The organism is Chamaesiphon sp. OTE_8_metabat_110, from assembly GCF_031382685.1.
Lineage (GTDB): Bacteria > Cyanobacteriota > Cyanobacteriia > Cyanobacteriales > Chamaesiphonaceae > Chamaesiphon.
In genome coordinates, this window is sequence record NZ_JANMZA010000459.1 from 1 (window position 1) to 8,082 (window position 8,082).

The window sequence follows — 8,082 nt, forward strand, 5'->3', positions numbered from 1 at the left end:
CCCCTAGAGATTGTTCCGCTCCCCCCGTCTCCCTGTCCCCCAGTTCCCTCGTCTCCCCATCTCCCCGTCCCCCCGTCTCCACTTCGGCTCCGCTCAGTGCAAGCCCATCTCCTCCCTGCGGCTTTTGAACTAGAGCACGCCAGTCTTCGATCCCCAATTTTTCGCAGATATCTTGAAACTTCCGGCGATCGATCGGTTTGCCATTGAGAAAATTGCTAATCGTCGAAGAGACGACTTGAGCCTCATCAGCTAAGTCCTTCTGACAAAAAAAGTTATTGTGAAAGATCGTTTGCACCTTCCCCATCACATCTGCCCGAAGTCTGACTGAGCGTGGCATCGGTCTCTCCTAAATGTTTAATATACCAACCAACTTTCAATTTAGGAGCGAACACATCTGACGATCGATCGCCAGTCGAGAAAATGTACCACACTGAATGTTATAGATCGATTTTAGTCAGATCGGACTCGGAAGTCAATCGTAACTCGATGCTAACTAAATCACAACTCGATATTTAGCGGTCTTAACTCCGATCTGGCTGTGGTTTGATAGAGTTAGATAACTAGAAATCTCCACGTAGCTCGATTGATAAACATGGTAGAGAATGAACCCTATGAATATAGAGTTGGGGGAAGTTTACCGGAATATGCGCCTAGCTACGTCATCAGACAAGCCGATCGCGATTTTTATGCTGGTTTAAAAGCTGGCGATTTTTGCTATGTCTTCAATTCGCGCCAGATGGGTAAAACAAGCTTACTGGTACGGACGCTGCATCGCCTCCGCAGTGAAGGGGTAGCTTGTACGACGATCGATGTGTCGGGACGGGGGAGTGGGAATATCCAGCCCGAACAATGGTATGCCGGGATTGCCTACACGTTAATTAAAGATTTTAAGCTAGCCAATCCGCTCCAGTTTATGAAAAGTTGGTGGTTGGAGCGCGAGTTTCTTTCGCCATCTCAACGATTGGCTGAGTTAATTGAAACGGTGTTGTTGCCCGAAACAACGGTGCCGATTACCATTTTTATCGATGAGATCGATAGCACGTTAAGTCGGGATTTCTCTACCGATGATTTTTTTGCACTGATTAGAAGTTGCTACGATCGACGCTCGATAAATCCCGACTACAATCGCTTGACTTTTGCACTTATTGGGGTAGCAACACCCTCCAACTTAATTAATGATAAAAGACGTACGCCGTTTAATATCGGTCGGGCGATCGAGTTAAGTGGCTTTACGATCGCCGAAGCTACACCGCTGGCTGTTGGCTTGCGCGATCTCGCTGACGATCCGCAAGCCGTGTTAGCTCAAATTTTACACTGGACGGGCGGACAACCTTTTTTGACGCAAAAGTTGTGCTACCTCTTAGTTAAGCAAAATAAATTCATCCACCGGGGCGATCCAAAAACGGCAATCGATCGACTTGTCACCGCCGAACTTATTACCGATTGGGAAAGTAAAGATAATCCTACTCATTTCAAAACCATTGCGACGCGACTAACTGCTAATGAAATGCGATCGGGTAGTTTGCTCGGATTATATCAACAGGCTTTAGATCGTCGGGGAATTACCAGCGGCGATCGCACCGAAGAACAGGAGCTACAACTATCTGGTATCGTTGTTAAAGTTGGCGATCGATTGCAGGTAAGTAATGCTATTTACGCGACGATCTTCGATCTCGAATGGGTAGACAAGCAATTAGCAAATCTCCGTCCTTATGGTGCCGCTTTAGCCGAGTGGCTCGAATCAAATAAACAAGATAAATCTCGATTATTGCGAGGTAAAGCACTAGCAGAAGCCCTAATTTGGTCTACAGGCAAAAGCTTGAGTAATTTAGACGATCGATTTCTCAGTGCTTGTCGCGAACAGCGCAGTCATGAAGCCAATCAAGAAATTCTCCAACAACGAATCAAACAACTCTGGTCGATCTCGGGAATTGCGATTCTCTGGGCGCTATGTGCTTTATTCTTAGGTGCTGAAGCTCGCCGGGAGAAAGAAAACGCTCAAGTTGCGACAATTACGGCTAAAAATGCTCTCAATCAGGCATTAATTAAGTCAGATACTTCTAAGAATACGCTCGAAACTTTGGTCGGTACATTAGAAGCTACTCAATTATTTCAAGCTCAAAAACAGTTATTAAGCAAGGCAGCATTGCAGCAGTTACAGTTAGATATCAAAACCAATCTTCAGTACGCTATTCATGGTACGCTCGAACGCAATCGCCTCAAGCATAACAATACAGTTACAGGAGTTAGTTATAGTCCGAATGGGAAGTTTATTGCTTCGGTTAGTAAAGACAATACTCTAAAAATCTGGCAACCAAATGGGCTATTACTACGCTCTATTCCCCATCCTCATGCCTTAATGGATCTGGCGATCGATCGAGACAGTCAAAAGATCGTGACTGTTGGCGACAATCCTCAAGTGAGAGTCTGGAATCCGCAAGGACAAAAATTAACTCCTAGCTTGGAGCGACGTAATAGCAGCGATAAATTTATTCGAGTTGCCATCACTCCAGACTCTCAATATATCGCTGCGGCAACTAATACCGATTCTCAAGATGCTGAAGTAATTATCTGGAAAGTTAGCAGCGGTAAAATAGTTAAAATATTGAAGTTTCCAGACGATCTAGCCAACCCTAGCGATCGCACTCATAGTTTTCGCGATCTCAAATTTAGCACTGATGGTAGATATCTTACCGCAGCTAGTACCGATACAACGATTAAAGTTTGGGACTGGCAAACCAATCTCAGTCCTAAAATTTTGAGAGGTCATCAAGATTGGGTATATTCAATTTCCTTTAGTCGCGATGGTAAATGGCTAGTTTCTAGCGGCGGTGGTAGCGATAAAAGTTTGAAAGTTTGGGAAATTATGGGCGATAAGTTTCAACTCAAGAAAACTGTCAATCTCGCTCATAATGATGCCTTTTTCATAACCTTCAATCCTAATAATCGCCAACTAGCGACAGTTGGATCTGGAGACAGTACGCTCAAGCTCTGGGATTTCGATCGGATTCTCGCCAGTCCAACTGTTACTCTAACTATGAACGAATTGGGCAATATTTTACTTACCACGATTGTTGTCGCTCAATCGGCATATAAAGGGCTTGATTATAGTCCTGATGGTAGTCGGATTGCCCTTGCTGCTGCTAATTATCAAGTAACGCTCTGGGAGCCAGATCCTGCTCTCGAACGCAATACTAGTGCCAGTCAGTTCGCAGTCCAGAAAGTAATCTATAGTCCTAGTGGCAAATATCTAGCGACCACAGGTTCGGATAAAACAATTAAAATTTGGCAAGCCAATGGCACGCTTATCAAAACTATTAACGCTCACAAAGATTGGATTTATGGCTTGAGTTTTAGTCCCGATGAAACTTCGATCGCTTCAGCTAGTGAAGATAATACTATCAAAATTTGGAACTGGGCAGATGGGAGTTTGGTACGGACATTAAAGCATGATAACTTTGCCTATGATGTTAGCTATAGTCCCGATGCCCGGTACTTAGCTTCTGTCGGGGACGATGGTAAACTGAAGATTTGGAATGTTAAAGATGGTAAACTATTGAAAGAGTTTTCGATCCTCAATAACGATCATTGGACGTGGAAAGTGACCTTTAGTCCGGACGGTCGTTATCTAGCAGTAATTACTAGCGCTGGGGTAGAACTGCATCGCACTACCGATTTTAAAACTGTACGGATTTTAAACGATCGCGGTCAAAAACCGAAAACTTTGCGTCAAATCAATTTTAGTCCCGATGGTCGAACGATCGCCGCTGCGGGTATCGATGGGATGGTCAGATTATGGGATGTTGATGACGGTAAATTATTGAATGCTTATCAAGGACATCGGGAATCGATCGTCGATATTCAATTTAGTCATAATTCTCAAGAAATTGCCACCGCTGGCGATGATGGTACCATCAAGTTTTGGAGTCGCAATGGCGAGTTACGTCGCACGCTTGAAGGTTTTAATGGCTTGAGTTTAGCGTTTAGCCCCGATAGCAAAACATTCATCGCTGTCAATAGAAATGGCGTGATGAGGTTTTGGAACTTAACTAAGTTGGAACGGGCATATCTGAGCCTAGAGGATTCATATACTCAAGGTTGTCAGCAGTTACAAGAGTATCAAGCCCATTATGCCGCCGCAAGCGACCTCAAGACATCGCTCGCAACGATCTGTAAACCTTAACGATTTTTACTCACGCTCGTTCCCGCGAGCCTCTTCTGAGGAACTTAACCTAGAATTGTCTCAGTACACGGATCTGTAGGTTGGGTTGCGGATGCAAACCTGTGAAGCACAAATATGACTCAATCATCAGACACCAACTAGCGATTTACCATCCGGTTTAATCGATGCTTTACTCGCATCGCCAGTAGATTCAGTACGGGTAGTTGGCGTCCAACTATTCGGACAATTAGCAGACGATATCTCGCTCGCGCGCATTGAATTAATTCTCACTTAGTCACCCACGCACTGCCAGAAATGCGATCGGCAATTCGATCGAGTATTCAGCGTCTTGCTACCGCCCACCCACCATTTAAGACAGAATTAATCGATCGATTGATTCCGCTATTACTAGCCCCAGAACAGCCGAATGACTATTGTCTTGGGTGCTTTGAGTGCTTATACCCAAGCCGGACGCGCGACTTCATCCAATTATGCTCTGATTTGCACATTGATATCGATCGTCGCTGATAAATCTCTACTTTCGGAACGAAAGGTTACGCCGAAGAGCCATAAATCGCTATGCTAGAGCATAAAGTCGATCGGAGTACGCACAATGAGCTTAGAATATCCCGATAATTTACGCTACACAGATACCCATGAGTATGTAGATCTCAGCGGAGACATCGCCAAAATCGGCGTGAGTGCCTTTGCAGTAGATCAGTTAGGCGATATTGTCTTTGTCGAATTGCCCGAAGTAGGCGACACGATTGCCAAGGGTAGTGCATTTGGATCGATCGAGTCTGTCAAAGCAGTCGAAGATCTCAAAGCCCCAATTAGTGGCAAAGTAATTAAGCGTAACGATAAGGCCATCGAAGCACCAGAAATCATTAGCACCGATCCTTATACGGATGGCTGGCTGCTCGAAATTGCAGTAGCAGATGCTACCGAAGTTGCTGGGATCTATTCCGCTGCGGAATATCGATCGAAAGTCGAGGGTTAATTATCGTAATTTTGAAATAAAATAGATCGCACAATTTCTGATGCTAGACCACATTTCCATTTATATTACCGACCTCGATCGATCGACTGCCTTTTACGATAACGTCCTCGGAGCATTAGGCATTCAACGTTCTTTTGCAATCCCCGGAATTGCGGCTTACGGGCAAATGTTTTTTTGGTTGTATGCTGGCAAAGCAGATACGGTAGTTCCCGAACGCCAACACTTAGCTTTTAAAGCGATCGATCGTGCGAGTGTCGATGCTTTTTATCAAGCCGCCTTGGCACATAATGGCAAAGATAATGGTGCGCCAGGAATTCGGAGCAACTATCATCCTAATTATTATGCTGCCTACGTCATCGATCCTGACGGCTATAAGCTAGAAGCAGTTTGTCATCAGTAGACATTTCACCGACGAGCTATCTACCAAAATTTAGCTATTTTTCCCATGAATTCAGGAGAGCCAATCTCGATGAATTGCTGATACCCAAACTCACCTAGATCTATTACAGTTGATAAATGTATAGAATTATTGACGATCTGTAATTGACGCGATCGTTGTGCAGGTGGATCGATACCCAACCGTCTATTCCCAATTCCCAATCGACATGACTCAATCTCCAACTCGATTTACTCAGGCGAAAAACGTTCATCCTGCCATCAATGTGAGGACAAATGCTGAGTTTATTCAGCGACATATTGGGCCACAACCCGCAGATATCGATAAGATGTTGGGGATACTCGGTGTATCCAGTTTGGATGAGCTAATCGATCGCACAGTTCCCGCCGCCATTAAATCTCAGCAACCATTAGCAATTGAGACAGTTTCGAGCGAATATATTGTCTTAAATAAGCTCAAACAAATTGCTGCTAAAAATCAAATCTTTCGCTCGTATATCGGGATGGGTTATGCCAATTGCATTACCCCGACAGTCATTCAACGCAATATCTTAGAAAACCCCGGTTGGTACACTCAATATACGCCCTACCAACCAGAAATTTCGCAGGGTAGACTCGAAGCTCTACTCAATTATCAGACCGCAATCATGGATCTGACGGGGATGGCGATCGCGAATGCCTCGCTCCTCGATGAAGGCACGGCAGCAGCCGAAGCCATGAGCATGAGTTATGGCATTCAGAAGACCAAATTCAATACATTCTGGGTGTCTGAAGCTTGCCATCCGCAAACGATCGACGTCATTAAAACCCGTGCTATTCCATTAGGAATTGAAGTCGTAGTTGGCGACCACAAAAACATCGATTTCAGCCAAGAAATATTTGGGATGTTATTGCAATATCCTGCTACCGATGGGGCTGTTTATGATTATGCAGAAGTAATCGATCGGGCGCACACAGCAGGGGCAATAGTGACCGTCGCCGCCGATCTTCTCAGCCTCACCTTACTAAAACCACCAGGAGAATTCGGCGCAGATATCGTCGTCGGAAATACGCAACGTTTCGGGATACCATTAGGTTATGGTGGTCCTCACGCTGCCTATTTTGCGACCAAAGATGCCTATAAGCGGCAAATTCCCGGTCGATTGGTCGGCGTGTCCAAAGATAAACGGGGTAAAGTTGCCCTGCGGTTATCGCTCCAAACCCGCGAACAACATATCCGCCGCGATAAAGCCACCAGTAATATTTGTACCGCCCAAGTGCTGCTGGCAATTATGGCAGGCATGTACGCGGTTTATCATGGCGCAGATGGGTTAAGGTCGATCGCCACCCGCATTCACAATCTCACTACTACCCTCGCTACTGGCTTGACTAAATTAGGTTACTCGATCGGCGATGCACCCTATTTCGACACCCTTCAAGTAAAGGTAACTGGTAACGCTGCGGAAATTTTAGAACGAGCAAAATCTCAACAAATTAACTTGAGATCGATCGATGCTAATAATATGGGGATCTCCCTTGACGAAACCACCACACCAGCCGATGCGATCGACCTATGGCGAATCTTTGCTGGCGATAAAGCACTCGACTTCACCTACTCCGAAATCGAAACTAGTAGCTCCACATCCAGCATCCAAACATCGACATTAGCCCGCACCTCCGAGTACCTTACTCACCCAGTTTTTAAAAATTATCACTCCGAAACCGAGTTACTGCGTTACATCACCCGCTTGCAATCCAAAGATCTATCCCTCACCCACGGGATGATTCCCCTCGGTTCCTGCACGATGAAGCTGAATTCCACCTCCGAGATGGTACCCGTCACCTGGGCAGAATTCGGGCAAATTCACCCCTTCGCACCCGTCGAACAGGCGCAAGGGTATCAAGTGTTATTTAACGACCTCGAACGCTGGCTGGCGGAAATTACTGGCTTCGACGCGATCTCCCTCCAACCAAATGCGGGTTCCCAAGGCGAATACGCTGGATTACTCGTCATCCGCGAATACCATCAACAACGCGGCGATATCGATCGCAATATTTGTCTCATCCCCCAATCCGCCCACGGTACCAACCCAGCCAGCGCAGTTATGGCAGGGATGCAGGTAGTCCCGATCGCGTGTGATGACGATGGCAACATCGATGTCGAAGACCTCCGCGCCAAAGCCACCAAACATGCGGACAAATTAGCCGCCCTCATGGTGACATATCCCTCCACCCACGGCGTATTTGAAGAAGCGATCGTCGAGATTTGTTCGATCGTCCACGAATACGGCGGACAAGTCTATATGGATGGAGCCAACCTCAACGCCCAAGTAGGTTTATGTCGTCCCGGCGACTTCGGCGCAGATGTCTGTCATCTCAACCCCCACAAAACCTTCTGCATCCCCCACGGTGGCGGCGGCCCCGGCATGGGGCCGATCGGCGTGATGGCACATCTAGCCCCCTATCTCCCCACCCACAAAGTCATCCCAATGGGCGGCAAACAAGGCATCGGCGCAGTCTCCGCCGCCCCCTGGAGTAGCGCGAG

7 protein-coding genes are annotated in these 8,082 nt (G+C 46.3%); 5 read left to right on the forward strand and 2 right to left on the reverse strand.

Annotation, left to right across the window (positions count from 1 at the left end):
• On the reverse strand, positions 1-337 hold a 337-nt coding region (locus RMO52_RS16930; RefSeq protein ID WP_310416496.1), incomplete at its 3' end, for a helix-turn-helix transcriptional regulator.
• Between the two features lie 255 nt (positions 338-592).
• Between RMO52_RS16930 and RMO52_RS16935 the strand changes: the two genes are divergently transcribed.
• Positions 593-4,183, forward strand: coding sequence for an AAA-like domain-containing protein (locus RMO52_RS16935; RefSeq protein WP_310416500.1), 3,591 nt, complete (start codon positions 593-595; stop codon positions 4,181-4,183).
• A gap of 126 nt (positions 4,184-4,309) precedes the next feature.
• Here the strand turns inward: RMO52_RS16935 and RMO52_RS16940 are convergent, their stop codons facing one another.
• Complete coding sequence (locus tag RMO52_RS16940; protein WP_309743488.1) at positions 4,310-4,438, reverse strand: hypothetical protein; 129 nt, start codon at positions 4,436-4,438, stop codon at positions 4,310-4,312.
• 39 nt (positions 4,439-4,477) lie between these two features.
• On the opposite strand from RMO52_RS16940, the gene RMO52_RS16945 reads away from it, so the two are divergent.
• The 4 genes from RMO52_RS16945 to gcvP all read left to right on the forward strand — a co-directional run.
• On the forward strand, positions 4,478-4,690 hold the full coding sequence (locus RMO52_RS16945) for a hypothetical protein (RefSeq protein ID WP_309743490.1): 213 nt from the start codon (positions 4,478-4,480) through the stop codon (positions 4,688-4,690).
• A gap of 85 nt (positions 4,691-4,775) precedes the next feature.
• Positions 4,776-5,162 (forward strand): glycine cleavage system protein GcvH, encoded by a 387-nt coding sequence (gcvH, locus tag RMO52_RS16950; RefSeq protein WP_309743492.1) that lies wholly within the window; start codon positions 4,776-4,778, stop codon positions 5,160-5,162.
• Between the two features lie 40 nt (positions 5,163-5,202).
• Positions 5,203-5,562: a VOC family protein gene (locus RMO52_RS16955; protein ID WP_309743494.1), complete on the forward strand. Its 360-nt coding sequence runs from the start codon at positions 5,203-5,205 to the stop codon at positions 5,560-5,562.
• Positions 5,563-5,767: 205 nt separating this feature from the next.
• On the forward strand, positions 5,768-8,082 hold a 2,315-nt coding region (gene gcvP, locus RMO52_RS16960; protein ID WP_310416504.1), incomplete at its 3' end, for an aminomethyl-transferring glycine dehydrogenase.

Bases quoted from the DNA above. Each gene is read 5' to 3' on its own strand.
- RMO52_RS16955 (WP_309743494.1), top strand. From the start codon at position 5,203: ATGCTAGACCACATTTCCATTTATATTACCGACCTCGATCGATCGACT.
- RMO52_RS16935 (WP_310416500.1), top strand. From the start codon at position 593: ATGGTAGAGAATGAACCCTATGAATATAGAGTTGGGGGAAGTTTACCG.
- RMO52_RS16945 (WP_309743490.1), top strand. From the start codon at position 4,478: ATGCGATCGGCAATTCGATCGAGTATTCAGCGTCTTGCTACCGCCCAC.
- gcvH (WP_309743492.1), top strand. From the start codon at position 4,776: ATGAGCTTAGAATATCCCGATAATTTACGCTACACAGATACCCATGAG.
- RMO52_RS16940 (WP_309743488.1), bottom strand. From the start codon at position 4,438: ATGCGCGCGAGCGAGATATCGTCTGCTAATTGTCCGAATAGTTGGACG.